The organism is Alteromonas sp. ABE4_545 (assembly GCF_056161325.1).
In genome coordinates this window covers 1-17,232 of record NZ_JBSWYY010000031.1, presented here as the reverse complement: position 1 = coordinate 17,232, position 17,232 = coordinate 1, and the positions used below count along the sequence as shown (strand labels likewise).

The 17,232-nt window shown below is 47.7% G+C and carries 12 protein-coding genes; 8 read left to right on the top strand and 4 right to left on the bottom strand.

Annotated elements, in window-relative coordinates; all coding sequences use genetic code 11:
- The first annotated feature begins 56 nt into the window (after positions 1–56).
- Positions 57–1,742, top strand: coding sequence for a glycoside hydrolase family 9 protein (locus tag ACXAH6_RS17940; protein ID WP_474879069.1), 1,686 nt, complete (start codon positions 57–59; stop codon positions 1,740–1,742).
- Here ACXAH6_RS17940 and ACXAH6_RS17935 read toward each other — a convergent pair.
- Complete coding sequence (locus ACXAH6_RS17935; RefSeq protein ID WP_474879067.1) at positions 1,737–1,877, bottom strand: hypothetical protein; 141 nt, start codon at positions 1,875–1,877, stop codon at positions 1,737–1,739. The two genes, ACXAH6_RS17940 and ACXAH6_RS17935, sit on opposite strands and share 6 nt — an antisense overlap.
- 196 nt (positions 1,878–2,073) lie before the next feature.
- Between ACXAH6_RS17935 and ACXAH6_RS17930 the strand changes: the two genes are divergently transcribed.
- The 6 genes from ACXAH6_RS17930 to ACXAH6_RS17905 all read left to right on the top strand — a co-directional run bounded on the left by ACXAH6_RS17930 (position 2,074) and on the right by ACXAH6_RS17905 (position 12,900).
- Positions 2,074–5,412 carry a TonB-dependent receptor gene (locus ACXAH6_RS17930; RefSeq protein WP_474879065.1) on the top strand — a complete coding sequence of 1,113 codons (3,339 nt, stop codon included), beginning with the start codon at positions 2,074–2,076 and terminating at the stop codon, positions 5,410–5,412.
- Between the two features lie 83 nt (positions 5,413–5,495).
- Positions 5,496–7,001 carry a tryptophan halogenase family protein gene (locus tag ACXAH6_RS17925; protein ID WP_474879063.1) on the top strand — a complete coding sequence of 502 codons (1,506 nt, stop codon included), beginning with the start codon at positions 5,496–5,498 and terminating at the stop codon, positions 6,999–7,001.
- A complete protein-coding gene (locus ACXAH6_RS17920; protein ID WP_474879061.1) occupies positions 6,998–7,657 on the top strand; it encodes a DUF6445 family protein in 660 nt (219 codons plus the stop codon). The genes ACXAH6_RS17925 and ACXAH6_RS17920 overlap by 4 nt, the downstream gene beginning before the upstream one ends.
- Positions 7,658–7,950: 293 nt before the next feature.
- A complete protein-coding gene (locus ACXAH6_RS17915; RefSeq protein ID WP_474879059.1) occupies positions 7,951–11,004 on the top strand; it encodes a TonB-dependent receptor in 3,054 nt (1,017 codons plus the stop codon).
- 91 nt (positions 11,005–11,095) lie between these two features.
- Positions 11,096–11,860 (top strand): SapC family protein, encoded by a 765-nt coding sequence (locus ACXAH6_RS17910; RefSeq protein ID WP_474879058.1) that lies wholly within the window; start codon positions 11,096–11,098, stop codon positions 11,858–11,860.
- Positions 11,857–12,900, top strand: coding sequence for a cupin-like domain-containing protein (locus ACXAH6_RS17905; RefSeq protein ID WP_474879056.1), 1,044 nt, complete (start codon positions 11,857–11,859; stop codon positions 12,898–12,900). The genes ACXAH6_RS17910 and ACXAH6_RS17905 overlap by 4 nt, the downstream gene beginning before the upstream one ends.
- A 23-nt stretch (positions 12,901–12,923) precedes the next feature.
- Here ACXAH6_RS17905 and ACXAH6_RS17900 read toward each other — a convergent pair whose 3' ends face one another.
- Both ACXAH6_RS17900 and ACXAH6_RS17895 read right to left on the bottom strand, forming a co-directional pair.
- The gene (locus ACXAH6_RS17900) at positions 12,924–14,018 is read right to left on the bottom strand and encodes an endo-1,4-beta-xylanase (RefSeq protein ID WP_474879055.1); all 1,095 of its coding nucleotides are present in this window, start codon (positions 14,016–14,018) and stop codon (positions 12,924–12,926) included.
- A gap of 87 nt (positions 14,019–14,105) precedes the next feature.
- A complete protein-coding gene (locus ACXAH6_RS17895; protein ID WP_474879053.1) occupies positions 14,106–15,131 on the bottom strand; it encodes an AraC family transcriptional regulator in 1,026 nt (341 codons plus the stop codon).
- A gap of 134 nt (positions 15,132–15,265) precedes the next feature.
- Between ACXAH6_RS17895 and ACXAH6_RS17890 the strand changes: the two genes are divergently transcribed.
- On the top strand, positions 15,266–17,011 hold the full coding sequence (locus ACXAH6_RS17890) for an N-acyl-D-amino-acid deacylase family protein (RefSeq protein WP_474879052.1): 1,746 nt from the start codon (positions 15,266–15,268) through the stop codon (positions 17,009–17,011).
- Between the two features lie 67 nt (positions 17,012–17,078).
- Here the strand turns inward: ACXAH6_RS17890 and ACXAH6_RS17885 are convergent.
- Positions 17,079–17,232: transketolase-like TK C-terminal-containing protein (locus ACXAH6_RS17885; protein WP_474879090.1), on the bottom strand; the 154-nt coding region annotated here is incomplete at its 5' end.

The following is a 17,232-nucleotide window of genomic DNA, read 5'->3' as shown; positions in this document are numbered from 1 at the left end:
TTTATTCACTAAGATAAGTGACTTGCCTAACATTGCTCATAAAAAACAGGACTATTATGAAGACGTCAGCCATTGGAAAAAGGGCGCTGGTTTTACTACTTAGCTTATTTGTATTGGCCGCATGCAGTACAGATAAATCTATGCCCACTACGCAAGCCCTTCCCGAATTGAGACTTAATCAGGTAGGCTACCTACCACAACAACCCAAGTATATTGTAGTAACTACGTCGACACCCCAGCGCTATATCATTACACAAGTCGACAATAACGATATTGTGTTAACGGGGACAACCGGTGAACCTCAACCTTGGGCGTTGTCGGGTGATACCACGGCTATTATTGATGCCAGCGCGGTAACAAAACCAGGGCTGTATCGCGTATCGTTAAGCGATCACGCAGTATCAGCAACCTTCCGCATAGACAATGCCATTTATTCTGAAATCCACGATGCATCGATTAAAGCCTACTATTTCAATCGTGCAGGCCTAGCCCTAGACCCAGCATATGCTGGAAAATGGCAGCGACCAATGGGTCACCCCGACAATAGCGCTATTGTGCTATCAGCCCCAGAACAAACAAAACCTAGCGCTAAAGGCTGGTACGACGCCGGGGATTACAACAAATACATTGTTAATTCTGGCATTTCTACCTATACGCTCATGCGTGCTTATTTAGATTTCCCAGACTACTACCACAACCGCCGGTGGAATATTCCTGAGTCGAGTAATAACACGCCTGACATGCTAGATGAGATTGCGTGGAACCTTGAATGGATGCTTACCATGCAAGACAGCGATGGTGGGGTTTATCACAAACTGACCACGCTACACTTCTCTGGTGATGTAATGCCTCACAAAACCACTGCCCAACGATATTTCACCGCCAAAGGCACAGCGGCCACGTTAAACTTTGCTGCAGTGATGGCGGTCGCAGCACGTGTATACCCAGATGACGCAACGCAGTACATACAAGCGGCGACCAACGCATGGTTATGGGCTCAGGCTAACCCTGCTGTGGCGTACAAGAACGAAGAGAACGTACACACTGGCGAATACGGCGACAATGAATTCACCGACGAATTTGCATGGGCCGCTGCAGAGTTGTTTATCACCACAAAAGAGAAACACTATCTCACCACAGCAAGCGAGAGCCTTGGTTATCCGTCGACACCAAGTTGGGGAAATACCACGGGGCTTGGCTATGTTTCATTACTACAACAGAAGCAAACGTCGTTGCCAGTAGAATTACGCAACCAGATCATGCAACGCTTTATAGATTATGCCGATGTTTTGGTAGCGCAAGATGCGCAATCACCCTATCGCATTGCCATGAGAGAAAACGACTTTGTGTGGGGTAGTAATGGCGTGGCAATGAATCATGCCATGATACTCGCGGTTGCTTACCAACAAACACAAGATAAAAAATACCTCACTGCCAGTTTTAACATGCTCGACTACGTATTGGGAAGAAACCCCACTGGCTACAGCTACATCACTGGCTTTGGTTCGCGATCACCATTATTCATCCACCACAGACAGTCTCGCGCAGATAACGTTGCAGAACCTGTACCTGGCTTCTTAGTTGGTGGCCCGCAAAACGGCCATCAAGACCAATGCCAATACGATTCAAACCTGCCTGCTACGTCTTATTTAGACAACTGGTGTAGCTACTCAACCAACGAAGTCACCATTAATTGGAATGCCCCGTTAGTCTACGCACTGGCCGCATTACAAAATTTATAACCACCCTCCCCAACACAGCATTGGGTGTTTAACCACACCTACTGCTGTGCTGCTTTTGTCACTGCTTTTGTCACTGCTTTTGTCACTGCTTTTGTCACTGCGTTTAATTACGAAAAACCCACTCGTCACAGCCATATTTACCACAAATGTTAATATAGTGTTGCGTTTTATTGTTTCTTGATTGTGATATTTTTACACTTTATTGACGATTTTTTTACTCTCCAGCACTATTTCCGAACAATAAAACATCCTTCTGCCATGCCGTAATTAGCGCAGACCAAGGACGAACATTAGAAAGCAGAGAACACCCACTCAATCTCACTGGAGAAAAATGATGGCCACAAAACGGAGACAAAGCAATTTGTCGCGCCAAAAGAGTTTCAATAAATCACTCATTGCTATTGCTTTACTTTCTACAATGCACTCAGCGTGGGCACAAACCGCTGACGAAGAAAAAGACAAGGAAAAGGCAGATGACGAAGATGTTGTTGAAACCATTGAAGTAAAGGGAATAAGAGGCAATTTATTTAGTGCCCAAAACCTGAAGCGAAACTCAGACACTGTTGTCGATGCTATTACTGCTGATGATATTGGTACCTTGCCAGATCGCAGTGTTTTAGAGGCAATTCAGCGCCTTCCCGGTGTATCTGTTGAACGTTTTGCTGGCCCAGATGACCCCGATCACTTCAGTGTGGAAGGCAGTGGCGCCATTATACGCGGTATGACACAAACGCGCAGTGAATTTAATGGTCGAGACTCCTTCACCGCCAACAGTGGACGCGGCTTGTCCTTTCAAGACGTATCGCCTGAATTGATGGGAGGTGTCGACGTATACAAAAACCAAACGGCCGATATGATTGAAGGGGGAATTGGGGGAACGGTGAGCCTGCGCACACGTAAACCTTTTGATTCTCAAGACCGCGTGATTGCTATCAGTGCTGACTACTCGTACGGTGATATTGCCGAGAAAGGCAGCCCCACATTTTCTGGCCTATACAGTGACCGCTGGAAACTCGACGGCAACGGTGAAATAGGCCTTTTACTCAACTATGCCAATTCACAGTTATACGGAGAGTCACACGGTATTCAATCTGACGCCTATGTGCAGTTTTATGCACGAGATCTAGCAGGCGCAGAAGCCTTTGTTGGCGAAGACGGCAATGGCACTGTGTGGATGCCCAATGCATCTAACCTGTTGAAAAAGTTTGACGACCGCAAACGCGAAGGCTTTGCCAGCGCACTGCAATGGGAAAACGAAGATGAAACCTTACTGGCTACCATGCAATACATTCGTTCAGACGCAAGCCTGTCATGGCATGAGCAAGCGGTAAAATACCAAGGCGGTTATTACAACATTGATAATCGACGCACGCGCCCTCTTGATGGCACAGAATTCTCGTTTGATGACCAAGGTTTGTTTGAGTCTGGCACTATGACTCAAGGCGTAGATGGTTGGCGTGCCTCCGATGGCAACAACGACCGTATTATTCGCTCTTGGGAAACCGGTGGCCGCCCTCAGTTTGGCTATCCTACACAGTTTGACTCGCGTATTAAGCAAACCGACACCCTAGTAGAAGATTTCTCATTCAACCTAGAATGGATGGCGACAGAAAACCTCCAACTCATTGGTGATATTCAGTACATCAAAGCCAAAACCCAAGACAACGATGTGGTGGTGCATACTGGGGCATTTTCTGCGCAAACCTATGATGTCACAGGAAGCACACCTTCGGTAACATTGATCGAACCCTATTTTGGTTACCGCGACGCGAACCCAGAGGTATACGCTGACGGTGTCTACCCAGGGTTTACCGATGACCCAGCAGGCGATACCAACTATTTCCAAGATCCTACGTCGTACTTCTTACGCAGCGCCATGGACCATTGGGAACGCTCAGAAGGTGACTCGATTGCCACTCGTCTAGACGGCAAATACTTCCTCGATTCCGACGGCATTTTCACTTCAGTGCAAAGTGGTGTGCGTTACGCTAAACGCGAACAAACCGTGCGTTTAACCAGCTGGAACTGGGGGTCTCTCGCGCCAGAGTTTACCAGTGCTGCGCCTGCGGGTTGGTTAGACACGCTGCCGAATTACCAAGACAACTTTGAGTTGGTTGATTGGTCAGATTTCCACAACGGTAATGTTGCCAATATTCCGGGCAATCAAACTTACCATGCCACAGAAGCCTACGTGCGTTCAATCATGAATGGCGCTCGCCCATATATGTCTGCGGGTGGCACATGGGAACCCTACCAAGACCGAGATGGTGTTGACGACAAGTACGGCATTTTCACCCCGGGCGAAGTCAATATTACAACCGAAGAGAATAAAGCGGTTTACGTTCGGGTTAATTTTGAAGGTAACGGTGACTTGCGTTATAGCGGTAACATTGGCTTGCGTTATGTAAACCTGAAACGCGATGCGAGAGGCGCCATTACATTCCCTGATTTAGTGCCTGACTTTTTGCCACCAGATCAATTTGCCAATGTACAACTGACCGACGAGATTGTGCGTGGTTGGTTAGATGAGCAAATTGCAGCGGGTAATTATGCCGATATCGAAACCGCATTAGAGGCAGAAGAAAACCGCTGGATTGGTGACCAACTCAACTACCTCTCACTTGATGAGCGCAATTTTGGTAACGACGCCGAAGAACGCGTGGCGGCAAAAGCCGAGTTTGATATGTGGCTGCCGAGCTTTAACTTTAAAATGGAAGTATTGGACGACGTAATTGCACGTTTTGCCTTCTCAAAAGCTGTTGCACTGCCAGATATGTCAGATATTCGCAACCGCGCCACTTTGGGGTCAGAACCTATTCAAGCTGTACGCCCAGTGACAAACCCTGATCCGGATTACGAGCCTGAACCGGGTGAAAACCTTATTCAATCAGCCTACGTGCCCGCATGGACAGGTTCGGGTGGCAACCCTTATCTAGAGCCAATGGAGTCAACCCAGTACGACATGGCACTCGAGTGGTATTTTGCAGAAGTCGGCCAATTGAGTCTGACTTACTTCCACAAAGACCTGAAAAATTACTTTATTCAAGGTGCGTCACCTCAGCAGTATACCAACCCAACTACTGGCCAAACCCAAACCGTTTTAGTGAACTCAACCACCAATGGTGGCAAGGGCAGCATGGACGGTATCGAAGTAGCGTATCAGCAATTTTTTGATATGTTGCCAGAGCCTTGGAACGGTTTAGGTCTACAAGCAACCTATACTTACATAGATGCATCGGGCGTACCCAACAACCAAATTGATGCCGATGATGAAAGCTGGGTAGGTGATGACTTTGGTGATACTGGTATTCGGGTAAACCTCGACAACGTGCCTCTGCAAGGGCAATCGAAAAACACAGTAAACTTAGTCGCGATGTACGAAAAAGACGCCTGGAGTGGCCGTATCGCCTACAACTGGCGTTCGAGCTACCTACTCACAACCCGTGATGTGATTTCTAAAGCACCGCTTTACTACGATGATCACGGGCAGTTAGATGGTTCGATTTTCTATCACTGGAATGAAAACCTGACTGTGGGTATTCAAGGGACCAACCTCACCAACTCGCAATCTGAAACCATCATGCAGCTGAATAATGAAGGCTTAAGAGCGGGACGTTCATGGTTTGTTTCTGACCGTCGTATTGCCTTTGTCATGCGGGCGAACTTCTAGTTCACCGCGACAAGTTATTCAGGTACAGCCGGAGAGTTTACTCTCTGGCTGTTGTTGGTTAAGACATCTGAAGAAATAAAACTATGCAAAAGCCCTTACAAAAAATCATTATCCTTGGCGGCGGTTCTTCTGGTTGGATGACGGCAGCAGCGTTGGGAAAACTACTCAAAAATCACCCTTGCGAGATTCAGCTTATCGAGTCAGACGCCATCGGTACTGTGGGGGTGGGAGAAGCCACAATCCCGCAGATATTACTATTTAATGATTTAATCGGGCTTGATGAAAATACGTTTCTCAAGCGTACAAAAGGCACCTTTAAGTTAGGTATTCAATTTAAAGACTGGCGCAAGCAAGGCCATGAGTACTATCACGCGTTTGGCGAGGTAGGTAAGAACATGGAAGGCTTGCAGTTCTATCACTACTGGTTAAAGATGCGTCAGCGGGGCAAAGCCGCACCACTTGACGAATACACCTTGTCGTCGTTGGCCTGCAATGAAAAACGCTTTATGCGCAGTATCGATGCGGGTAATTCCCCTCTGTCTAATATTGCGTATGCTTTTCACTTTGACGCGGGGTTGTACGCGCAGTATCTCAGTGAATGTGCCCAGCAACATGGCGTGACCAGAACAGAAGGCAAAGTTGAGGCGGTTACACAACACCCCAATGGAGATATTCGGTCGCTAACATTACAAGACGGCACCGAACACTACGCCGACTTTTTTATCGACTGCTCTGGCTTTAAAGGCGTACTTATAGAAGAAACCCTGCAAACAGGGTATGAAAATTGGCAACACTGGTTACCCTGCGATCGCGCGGTAACTGCGCCCTCAACCTTACCTGAATCACCTTGGCCTTTTACTCGGGCTGCCGCGCAAAGTGCCGGTTGGCAGTGGCGCATTCCACTTCAACACCGGGTTGGTAACGGGCATGTTTACAGCAGCCAATTTATGTCAGATGAAGACGCACAAAACACCTTGCTCAACAATATCGAAGGAGACCTACTAGCAGCGCCTAGAGTCATCCCCTTCACTACCGGTAAACGCAAACAGTTTTGGCATAAAAACTGTTTAGCTATCGGGCTTGCGAGCGGTTTTATGGAGCCGTTGGAGTCAACCAGCCTACACTTGGTGCAAGCCGCTATCTCTAAATTTTTCACCTTTTTCCCGTTTGCCGGCCCTTCTCAATGTGACATTGATGAATACAACCGCCAAATGGATTTTGAATACACCCGTATTCGCGACTTTCTCATTCTTCACTACCATGTAACGGAGCGCGAGGACTCTGCTTTTTGGCGCTACTGTAAGAACATGGCTATCCCCGACACCTTGCAGATGAAGCTTGAGCAGTTTAAAGAAAATGGGCGAATTCATCGCTTCAACAATGAACTGTTTAACGACCTCAGTTGGTTTGAAGTGATGTACGGACAGGGCTTACGCCCCAAAGCTTACAATGCCTTTGCCGACATATTTTCTGAACAGGCGCTTGAGAGTAGGTTGGACAGTATTCGCAACGTAGTTCGACGCTCGGTTGATTATATGCCCTCTCACGACGCGTATATTCGCGAACAATGCCAAAGCGAAACACTGTGAAGTTCACGCGTCATCACATCGACAATACTAGTTACGAAGTCTGGGTTATCGACGACTTTGTGCCTGGCCCAGAGCGCCTCATTGATTACGCAGTCAGTTTAGGCGCGGGCGATGAGTGCGCCAACGGTTATCCAGGAATTCGCCGCGAGGCGCCTTCGGGTTATCTGCAGTATGCCATTCGGGCAGTTAATGCAATTACCGCACAAAGCCACACGTTACCTAACATATCATCAGGCAAAGCGTACTTTTCTATGGTTACCAAAAAACCATCGGCTCTTACTCGCGAGCAACGTGTGCCCCATTTCGATCGTCCGTATACGCAAGAATTAGCTATGGTGCATTACCTCTGCTCCCCACCTCACGGAGGAACCAGTTTTTACCGCCATCGCGCCAGCTACCGCAGCGCCATCACTACTCAACACGTACAAAGTTATTTGCAAGAGCTGGAATCAGAACTGGCAAACTATCAACCCGAAGCAAAATATATGAATGGCGACAATGCCTTGTTTGAGCGTGTGCTGCAAATTCCTTGTCGATTCAATCGCGCCGTTATTTACCCTTGTGCCTTATTACATTCGGGCGATATCCCTACCCCATTTGAGCCAAACTTAAACCCTTATCAAGGGCGCTTTACCGTAACCGGTTTTCTCAAATAGCCAATATTAGCACTTTGTCGCTCAATATTACTCATAGTAATAAAAAGCGGCTAACGGGCGTTAATAACAGCGAAAGTTCTTCGAAAACCACAAAAAAAGACAAGCAATAATAAAAAAGATAATAGGCTTTAGATACAAGTCCATGAAAAGCTATTTACACGTTTTTTACATCAGTAACGACGCTGTCACTGACGTGTAAAAGGCAACGACATTGAGTTTTTAAAAAGGTTTGTTTACGCACAGATGCGTCAATTTGTGTGCGTATGACACAGGCTCAACACGGGACACTACACATGAAAAAAGCACAAGACTTTCAAAAGTCACTACTCACAAAAACCATATCAGTATTGCTCGGTAGCGCTGTTATCACGCCGGCAATCGCACAAGAAACCGACCCTGTCGAAGTGATCGAAGTGACGGGTTTGCGTTCTAGCTTAGCAGAAGCAGCTTCAATTAAACGTGAATCTGTGGGTGTGGTAGACGCCATTTCCGCAGAAGACATGGGTAAATTCCCAGATACCAACCTCGCAGAATCTTTACAGCGAATTACCGGTGTGTCTATCAGTCGGACCAACGGTGAAGGTAGCGAAATTACCGTACGTGGTTTCGGTGGTGAAAACAATATGATCACCCTCAATGGCCGCATGATGCCCGCCGCACAAACTTATGGCGGCGGTAGTGGTGCAGACGGCACCACCAGAGGTGGCGGCACACGCGCATTCGATTTCGCCAACCTTGCGTCTGAAGGTGTACGCGGCGTTGAAGTATATAAAACCAGTAAAGCCAACATTGCCACTGGTGGTATTGGTGCAACGGTCAACATTAAAACCGCTCGCCCTTTAGATACGCCGGGGTTTAAGGCCAATGTGGGTGCCAAAGCTGTGCATGACACAACCAACCGTACTGGTGATGACGTTACCCCCGAATTGTCAGGCATTATGAGTTGGACCGATGACGATGCCAAGTTTGGTGTAGCGCTAGCGGGAAGTATTCAAGAGCGTCATTCTGGCTATGTGGGTGCAACAGTGAACGACTGGAACATTGGCGTATGGGGCGACCCAAACGACCCAGACACCCTATTTAACAATAGCGGCGACATTTATGAAAACGCACCTGAAGTTGGGCAGCTTTATGCTCGTCCAAACGACTTGCGTTACGCCTTTTCTAATACAGAGCGTACTCGTACAAACGCACAACTTACGTTGCAATACGCCCCCAGTGAGAGCCTAACCGCAACCATCGACTATTTGTTTGCTGAAAACGAAGTACAAGAGCACAGAGGCGAAATTGGCAACTGGATGCAAAACGGTTCAAATGTCACCAAAGTCATTTTTGATGACGGCGCTGTTGCTACGCCGATTTACGTTGCCGAAGAATATACCGGTACCGTTGACGAAGGGTACGAACAACAATGGCGTGAGCAAACAAACACGCTGAACTCCCTTGGTATTAACCTGGAATATTTTGCAACTGACAACTTACTACTCTCGTTAGACGCGCACAGTTCTAAAATGGAAAGCTTACCCAGTGGCCCCAGCGATAACGCGGCATCAGGTGAGATAGCCGTTGGTATTGGTGCGCCTACGGTAGCGTCTCGTGAATGGTGGTTTGGCAAAGAGCTTCCTACCTATCGCAATGTGTACGACGACAGCACTCGCGGCAATGGCAACGGTGTTGTTGATGCTGGTGACGTAGGCTCATCTATTTTACGCTTCCGACACGCTTCGCAATCAACTGAAATCAATCAGCTGAAGTTAGACGGTAAGTGGATGTTTGACGATGGTGAGATTGATTTTGGTGTTGAAACTCGTGCGATGGAAATGATTGCCCGTCAAACCGCAGGCGACAACATGACCTTAGGTAACTGGGGTATTGCTAACCCTGGCGAGTTCTCAGAAGGATTGCTCTCGCCCATCAATGTTGGTGCCATGTTTGACGACTACGACACGGGCGAAAGTCAGGGAATGGGCTTTATTGGCGACCCTGTCGCTATGGCTCGCGAAGGTATTGCTCTTTACCCAACCGATGCCAATTTCTTCGGTGTAAGCAATGTGTTTTCAACCAACGATATCGTGAAAGAAGACACGATGGCGGCTTATTTCCAAGTGGGCCTAAACGGTGAACTTGGCGGCATGCCTGTAAACTTCCTAGCCGGTGTGAGATACGAAACCACCGATGTTGAATCAACCTCTCTGGTAACACCACCCAGTTACCTAATTTGGGAAAACAACAACGATTTTGCTTTGTATACCGACCCTAATACAGACACAATTCCACTGTCTGAAAAGGCTAGTTACGACCACCTGTTGCCCAGCATGGATTTTGACATCATGCTAACCGACGACATCAAAGGTCGATTCTCTTACAGTAAAACCATTGCCCGTGCTAGCTATGGCTCACTGCGCGTGTCTCCAAGTGGTTTCGGCACATCAGGCTCCACACTTAATGGAACCAAGCCAACGGCGAGTTCTTCCAACCCGTCTTTGCTTCCTCTAGAGTCTGATAACTTCGACTTGTCGGTAGAGTGGTATTATCAGGAAAACAGTTACGCTTCGGTTGGTTTCTTCGAAAAACGCGTGGCCAACTTCATTGGAACGGGTCAAGAAGACCGCACTTTCTTTGGCATTCAAGATCAAACCAATGGCCCTCGGGCTTTGGCCGCCGCAGAGGCATTGCGAGATAGAGGATTTGCCGTCGACGACACCTCATTGTTCGCCATGATGGTATTGCTCGAACACCCAGAAGCCTTCCCGAATGGTGCAGACGATTACACGGGTAGTGCAGAGCAGCTATTACAATTAGGAGAAACTCCGGGATGGGATCTGATCCCAGAAGAAGGCGACCCTGATATGGTATTCCGTACAAGCTTGCCGCAAAACAACCGCGAAGCCAAACTGTACGGTGCAGAGTTCGCGGTACAGCACTTCTTCGGCGAATCAGGTTTTGGTGTTCAGGCCAACTACACCTTAGTGCGCGGTGATATTGGTTTTGACAATCAAGGTAGCCCTGAAGTTTCTCAGTTTGCTTTGGCTGGCTTAAGTGACACCGCTAACTTAGTATTGATCTACGAAAAAGATGGTCTAACCGCACGTGTTGCCTATAACTGGCGCGATGAATACCTCAACCGAGTGAACTATCGCGGTTCGAATAACCCCACCTATGTGGAGAGCTATGCGCAAATAGACGCCAATGTGAGTTATGAAATTAACGAGCAATTGTCTGTTTTTGTCGAAGGGCTCAACATTACCGGAGAAAACCGTCGTGAACACGGCCGAACCCGCAATCAATTGTGGTATTTGGAGGATTTAGGTGCTCGTTATCAAGTGGGTGTACGCTATAACTTCTAACGTAAACACCGTATATTCACGTTAAATACAACAAGCGCAGTGAACATTTTGTTCTCTGCGCTTTTGTCGTTTTTTCATGTAGGTTAATGCTATGTCAGACACACAATTACTCGACAATGTCACACATCAATCTCTACGGGTGCACACTCAATACAGCCGTACTTTCGGAGACAATAAGGGAACGGTTATCACCTTCCCATCCGAAGTAGAGTTACTACATAAAGAATACCCATTGCTGTTCAAGCGCCAGCAAAACAACAATACTTTGCAGCTCGTGGCTTTACTTGGCTTTGCCAGCGATGAAAATTTATTTCTGGCTGAACAGTATTCTCCCCCAATTGTCGCAAGTAGTTGGGTTGGTCGTACCGTACCGGGTGTCATTGCTAAAGGCCCATTTCTCATAGGTTATCAGCGCAACACACAGCCGGGTGGCTCAGCACAAGACCCCATGGTGCATATTGACATGCAAAACCCACGACTGACTGAAGCTACTAGCGCGAACAGTCAGGCGATATTCTTACCTCACGGCGGGCAAAGCCCCTATTTGCAGAAAATCAGTAAAACACTCGATACATTGCACACCGGCATGCAAACCGCACAACCGGTTTACGAGGCCCTAGACAAACACAATTTGATCACGCCAGTGTCGCTGGATGTTACTTTGATCAATGGCGAAAAAGTGGCTATTCAGGGGTACGAAACAATTAATGACGAAGTCTTGCAGCAACTCAATGCCGATACCTTGCAGGAATTGCATCAACAGGGTTTGCTCAAGTTAATTTATCAGTTGCAAACCTCGCTAGGGAATATCGAAACCTTGATTGAGCTTAAACATGCACTGGAGCAGACCCAATGACCTCTGAACAAAGCGCTGGCTGGCATCATCTTGAGGCCGTATCCCATTGTAACGCTGAGTATATTGACCCTGAAATCATTCGCAGTGCCAAACCCGTATTATTAAAAGGTTTAGTGACACAATGGCCCGCCGTTCAAGCTTGCCACAGTGCGCAGGCCGCTATTCATTACATTAAATCACAAGACAATGGCGCACCAACCATGGTGTATCAGGGAGAGCCTGATATTCAGGGCCAATACGGTTACGACGCATCGGGTACAGCACTGAATTATCAAAGTGTAAGGGGCACGATAACCAGTATGCTCGACGACATTGAAGCCCATATCGACTCACCTCAGCCACCCAGCCGTTATGTCGCCTCAAATCATATCGCCAGCCACCTTCCTGATTTTATCGAGCACAATCATGTTGCCATCCCAACGTTACCTCTTGCTGACACCTGCCAACCTCCCTTGGCCAGTATTTGGATTGGCAACCGCTCAACCGCACGTTGTCACTTTGATGCCTTAGAAAATATCGCGTGTTGCGTAGCCGGTGAACGACGCTTCACACTCTTTCCACCAGAACAAATTGCCAATTTATACCCCGGCCCTCTGCACATCACGCCGGGTGGTCAGCCCATTTCGCTAGTGGATATTCACCACCCTGATTACGAGCAATTCCCCAAATTCAAACTCGCCCGCGCAGAAGGTTTTCAAGTAACGCTACAACCCGGTGACGGCATCTATATTCCCGCTATGTGGTGGCATCAAGTAGAAGGGCTTTCGCCCTTTAACGTGATGGTGAATTATTGGTGGAACCGCGCCCCAATGCATTTGTCTGGAGGAATGAGCGCTTTACTTCATGGCTTACTTGCCATTCGCGACAAAGCGCCGCATGAAAAAGCCGCATGGCGAGCCTTTTTTGATTATTACGTTTTTGGTGACGCGGCCCAAACGAGTGCTCATATTCCCTCACAGGGTCAAGGTGTGTTAGCGCCTTTAGAAGACAACCACGCCCGACAACTAAGAGCATTGCTAATGCGTCAACTCAATCGATAACCGTTGTGATAGCCAGCCTCTGCTTACTGCGGCAAGGCCATTACCGCATGATAAGCTGGCTTGGGTTGCCCCTGTCGATTAAATAGTAAAGGGTAATCCGTACGCCCTCTTACCGGCCAGTTGTTGCGCCATGTCGCCCCATCATCGATCCCCCATAAGGTCACTCGCTCAATCAGATCACTATGCTTTAGATAAAGGGTGAAAAAATCTCGATATGCTTGCGTTAATTCCGCTTCTTTCGCGGTAGGCAGGCCGTTTGGATAAGGGTTGTTCGCGGCTTCCAGTTTGAAATTTTGGGTGATCTCAGCCCCCGCTTTAGCCGCTTCAGGTAAAGGCAGTACGGATATGTCGAGTTCAGTGATTGACACTTTTACGCCCGATTCGCGAACAATATTGATCGCCGTTTCCACTTGTTCCAAGGTTGGATTTTGCAATAAATAGTGACCCTGCATCCCCACGCCCGCAACAGGAATACCAGCTTGTTGAACGGCTTTAACAATACGCACTGCACCACGCACTTTGTCAGCCTTAAACAAGTTAAAATCGTTGTAGTACAATTTCGCGTTGGGGTCTGCGTGATGAGCAAACTCAAATGCTTTAACCACATAGTCATCGCCTATGATCTCACGCCAAGGAGATTGACGTAGTTGCCCTTGTTCATCAAGCGCTTCATTGACCACGTCCCATCCGGTAATTTGCTCTTTGTACCGTCCCATCACCGTTTTGATATGTAATTGCATACGAGCCAATAAGGCATCACGAGATAACGGTTTTCCAGCTGCATCTTTAAATACCCAAGCAGGGGTTTGTTGATGCCACACGAGGGTATGGCCAAACACCTCGGCATCACAAGTTTTAGCCAACGCCATCAATTGATCGGCCAGTGTAAAATCAAACACGTCAGGTTGTGGCTGAATGTTCTGCCACTTCATGGCATTCTCGGCGGTAACAGCGTTGAACTCTTTGCACACTTTGTCAGTGACATAGTTGTTGGGGGTGGCTAAATCTTTCGAGCTTATGGCTGTTCCAATCAAAAATTGGCTTTGGTACGCATTTCGCAAACCTTCAGCCTGCGTAAGAAAGGAACAAAATACAGCTAATACCATCACTACTTTCACGTGAATACCTTGTTATTATTGGCAAAAAGCTACTATAACCAATCGGGCAATAACTCGGCATTACGACCCTTAGCAGTGGGTTTATGATTATTTAACGCGACGGCTTTCAACCCGATGGACAAGCCGATACTGAGAGGGATAACACCCTTCTTTGGCATAAAAAGCACGGGAAAAGTTGGCCACATCTTGATACCCCAACAGCCGAGATATCGCGGTGATGTCTATGTCACTTGCCGCCAGATATCGCTGGGCATTGCGCAGGCGAATAGCCGAAACCAGTTCGCGAAAATTGACGCCCTCTCGGCGCAGTTGGCGCTGAAAAGTTCGCGGATGCATCCCCAATAATTGCGCGATATGGGGCACCGACACTTGCTGTGCAGCAAGTAATTGCTGAATAAGAATAGATACATGCTGAACCAAGTCCCATTGATATTCTCGGTGAAGAGAAGCCAGATACCTTGCTTTTTCCTGCCGCAGCGCGTCAATGTAATGTGCGATAGGCACATTCAATACATCGGCGGGCAAAATAATGCATTCACCATCTTGGTTAAATCGCACCGGTACGCCAAACACCGCTTCGTAAACCTGCGGTTCAGCCATTGGCGCGTGGGCAAAGTGTATCGCAGTTGGATGAAAGTGCTGCCCCAAGAGCCGGCGGCATAAATGAAAACAGGCACTCACTGCTAATTCGCGGTATTGGCGCACGTCAAGAGTGTGGCCGACCATATCATATCGCTGGATCACGGTAGCGGAGGGGTATTCTTGAAAATCCCAATACTCAGACTGATTGTGAAACATCATTAACGCGCTGAGCACATTCGCCGCATCTCTTGCAGTGTGGCAGTTTTCTAATACCACGCCGAGCGGCCCAAGCATCTCAAAGTTTTGGATTTTTCCCAGTTGCATACCAAAGTCAGGCATATGCAGCTGCGCAGCGGCTTGATTAACCAAGGTTACAAAAGACGTTACCGGCATTGTTTGTCGTTCGCTGGTTAAGCTTTCATCGCTTAATTGATAAGGCGCCAATAATGTGGAGACAGACTGATGATGTAACGAAAACAAGGTATCAATTTGATGTAATGCGCTGGTTCTAATGTGGTAATCACGCCGCATTGTAATATCCAGTTAAACATTTTGTTAAATATTATCGAATAATGTCACAAAATGACAAGCGCCATTGCCACAAGCTTAGATATAGTCATTCACTCAGCCTCACTCACTTTTATTTTCGTGGTAGGAAGCAGACTATGTTCGACATCGTTATCAATCATGGACGTGTCTTTGATGGCAGTCCTAAAGCGGCCAGCATAAAGCACCTCGCCATTAATGCGGGAAAAGTAGTCGATGTTGCCGACCATCCATTTTCAGCTCATCAAGCTAAACGCTGCATTGATGCCACTGGGTTATGGGTAACCCCTGGGTTCATAGACACGCACACCCATTACGATGCTGAACTGTTAGTATCGCCAGGGCTCACTGAGTCTCTACGGCATGGCGTCACCACAGTAATGGTGGGCAGTTGTTCGTTAAGTATGGTGTGCTGTGAGCCGGAGGACGCATCCGATATTTTCACTCGTGTAGAAACCGTACCTCGGGAAAATGTGTTACCCATATTAACCAAAACCATGCATTGGCGTTCGCCGACAGAATGGGTACAACACGTTAGTCAGCTGCCTTTGGGGCCGAACTTAATCAGCATGCTCGGGCACAGTGATTTACGAGTAGGTGCAATGGGGTTGAGTCGAGCTACCGACCCTTTGATCGTCCCGACAGAAGAAGAAATGAAAACCATGGAAAACACACTCAGTGAAGCCTTCGACCAAGGTTTTGTGGGGCTTTCTACCATGCGTTTAAAATGGGATAAAGTAGACGGCGATCGCGAATGGTCGAAAAGTCTGCCAAGTACCTATGCCCGCTGGCGTGAAATTGTCAGGCTGAATAACATAGTGCGGCAACGAAAGCGTATTCATCAGGGCGCACCTAACGCAGCCACACCATTACAAGTCACCCAGTATATGCGTGAATGCATCGGCTGGTTACGCTCGCCACTAAAAACCACGCTGATCAGCCAAATGGATTTAAAAGGCAGTGTTTATCTGCGCTACCTGACCAAATTAGTGTCTAAAGTGACAAACTGGTTTAAGGGAGACTTTCGTTGGCAACTCATTCCCACGCCTTTTAAAGTCTATGCTGATGGTATCGATATTGTATTGTTTGAAGAGTTTCAAGCGGGCGAACTCGCCTTGGATTTACGCGACGAAGTAGAACGCAACGCGTTACTAAAAGACGAAGCCTATCGCAGAGATTTTCGGAAATTCTACGGTGAAAAACTTAGCCCTCGGGTATGGCAACGTGATTTTGGCGACGCCCAAATTGTAGATTGCCCTGATACCACACTCATTGGTAAGAACTTTGCCGAGATCGCGTTAGATCGCGGCGTACACGTTGTCGATCTTTTTCTCGATCTAGTGGTAGAACACGGCAAAAAACTGCGTTGGTATACCGTAATAGGTAATCATCGAAGAGCCGTTTTACAGCGTTTAGTGCAAGACAAACACGCGCTGATATCGTTCAGTGACGCAGGCGCTCATATTCGCAATATGGCTTTTTATAATCTGCCTTTGCGAATGTTACAACTAGTGGCATCGTCTCATGATGAAGGGCGCAAGATAATGACTATCGAAGAGGCAGTATGGCGTGTGACAGGCGATCAAGCTGATTGGTTTGGTATAGACGCAGGCTATATTAAAAAAGGCCGACGGGCTGACATTGCCATTATCGACCCTAGCCAACTCAATCAAGATCTAGAAGCGGTGCATTGGGCCGACATGGAAAACTTTGGGCTACAACGCTTGGTGAACCGCAATCCCGGTATCGTCAAATTTGTTCTCGTGAACGGCAAAATTGCAGTGGAAGAAGACAAGTTTGATCCAGCAATCGGCCGTGAAACAGGCTACGGCCAGTTTTTAACTGCCAGAGAACACACTGAATAATCGATACAAAAAAGGCCGCTTGCGCGACCTTTTGAAATGATGTGCCTTAGGCTGGTTGCTGTCGGGCTTAGCCGATAAGCGCTTTACCTTTGGCTACAATGTTGTCAGCTGTAAAGCCGAAGTGCTCTAGCAATACACCACCCGGTGCTGATTCACCGAAGGTTGTCATACCGAGAATGTCACCATTGGTGCCCACGTACTTGTACCAGAAGTCGCTGTGC

Bases quoted from the DNA above. Each gene is read 5' to 3' on its own strand.
- ACXAH6_RS17890 (WP_474879052.1), top strand. From the start codon at position 15,266: ATGTTCGACATCGTTATCAATCATGGACGTGTCTTTGATGGCAGTCCT.
- ACXAH6_RS17910 (WP_474879058.1), top strand. From the start codon at position 11,096: ATGTCAGACACACAATTACTCGACAATGTCACACATCAATCTCTACGG.
- ACXAH6_RS17905 (WP_474879056.1), top strand. From the start codon at position 11,857: ATGACCTCTGAACAAAGCGCTGGCTGGCATCATCTTGAGGCCGTATCC.
- ACXAH6_RS17895 (WP_474879053.1), bottom strand. From the start codon at position 15,131: ATGCGGCGTGATTACCACATTAGAACCAGCGCATTACATCAAATTGAT.
- ACXAH6_RS17925 (WP_474879063.1), top strand. From the start codon at position 5,496: ATGCAAAAGCCCTTACAAAAAATCATTATCCTTGGCGGCGGTTCTTCT.
- ACXAH6_RS17935 (WP_474879067.1), bottom strand. From the start codon at position 1,877: ATGGCTGTGACGAGTGGGTTTTTCGTAATTAAACGCAGTGACAAAAGC.
- ACXAH6_RS17930 (WP_474879065.1), top strand. From the start codon at position 2,074: ATGATGGCCACAAAACGGAGACAAAGCAATTTGTCGCGCCAAAAGAGT.
- ACXAH6_RS17915 (WP_474879059.1), top strand. From the start codon at position 7,951: ATGAAAAAAGCACAAGACTTTCAAAAGTCACTACTCACAAAAACCATA.
- ACXAH6_RS17940 (WP_474879069.1), top strand. From the start codon at position 57: ATGAAGACGTCAGCCATTGGAAAAAGGGCGCTGGTTTTACTACTTAGC.